At 53.5% G+C, this 1,396-nt stretch carries 1 protein-coding gene; it reads right to left on the bottom strand.

The window, feature by feature from the left end:
- Nucleotides 1-28: 28 nt before the first annotated feature.
- Nucleotides 29-1,383 (bottom strand): IS3 family transposase gene (locus C3418_RS23495; protein ID WP_373870414.1). Its coding sequence is split into 2 segments (ribosomal slippage): nt 29-883 and nt 886-1,383, totalling 1,353 coding nucleotides; the frame shifts between segments, so codons are not numbered across the junction.
- Nucleotides 1,384-1,396 lie beyond the last annotated feature (13 nt).

Here is a 1,396-nt window from a genome sequence, read left to right as displayed (position 1 = left end):
GTGAAGTGAACCCCATTTATTGGACACGTTAGCTGGCGGATGACATGGCCTGAGTTCGGTACTGTACCGGGCTCAGGCCGTTTAGTTTTACTTTGAGCCGTTCATGGTTGTAGTAGTGGATGTATTCATCCACTGCTCGCTTCAACTGCTCCGTGTCCTCGTATTTCTCGTTGAACCAGCATTCGCTCTTTAGCAGCCCGAAGAAGTTTTCTACCACCGCATTGTCCAAGCAGTTCCCTTTGCGTGACATGCTTTGCTTCACCTCCCTTGACGATAACCGCGTCTGATAGCTGGCCATCTGATATTGCCAGCCTTGATCCGAGTGCAGCACCGGCGTGTCTCCTGGCCCCAATGTTGCCAGGGCGTCATCCAGCATCTTGTCCACCAATGGCATTCCCTGGTGCGTGGCCATCTGCCAGGCGATGATCTCGCTGTTATACAGGTCCAGCACCGGGGACAGGTATAGCTTCTGCCCTTTGAGATTGAACTCCGTCACATCGGTGACCCATTTCTGGTTCGGGGCATCGGCGTGAAAATCACGCTGCAAGAGGTTCGGGGCAATATGGCCGTATGTCCCCTTGTACGAGCGGTATTTCTTGCGGCGCAGGTTAGAGGCAAGCTCCTGTTTTCGCATGAGTTTACGCACGGTTTTATGGTTGAGATGACATCCCTCATTTCGCAGCGCCAGGGTGATCCGTCGATAACCATAACGCCCTTTATGGTGATGAAACAGTGCCTTGACCCGCTCTGCTTCATGCTCGTAGGCCTTTGTGCTGGCATCTGAGCTCATCTGCCAATAGAAGGTACTGCGTGGCAACCCGGCGATATGCAGCAGCGTGGCCAGCTTATGGTGTTGCCTTAGCCCGGAAATGACTTTTGCTTTTTCTGCTGTTTTTCCCGCGCCAAGGCATGCAGTTTTTTTAGATAGGCGTTCTCCGCTCGCAGGTATTCAAGCTCTTCCTCGGCACTGTGGAAGGTGGGATAGGGGGCGGTGAGCGGTTTGCCGGGGGGCGTCTTCTCTGAAGTCATGGTGCGTTCTGTGCGTTTATCACGGAGGGCCATGATACCGCCTTCACGATAAAGACGCTCCCACCGGCTGACGGTGCAGGCGGCGGCGATCTTGAATGTCGCAGCAGCCTTGCGAGAAGAGGCACAATTCTGCTTCATCCAAAGCAGAACTTCCTCTTTGAACTCAGCAGAATAAGCTTTGGTCGTGATGGTCAAGCCAGCTTCACCACTGACTTTCCAATGCTCGGTCCAGCGGCGAACGGCGCCATGATCGATACCAAACAGGGCGGCCGTCTTTTTGGCACCGTCATGACCACTGAGATAGTGAAGAACGACCTGACGTTTGAAGTCGGTCGAGTATTTTTGCTTTCCCATAGAAACGAAGAAC

The organism is Aeromonas sp. ASNIH8 (genome assembly GCF_002919855.1).
Lineage (GTDB): Bacteria > Pseudomonadota > Gammaproteobacteria > Enterobacterales > Aeromonadaceae > Aeromonas > Aeromonas caviae.
This window is presented reverse-complemented; position numbering and strand designations above follow the sequence as displayed.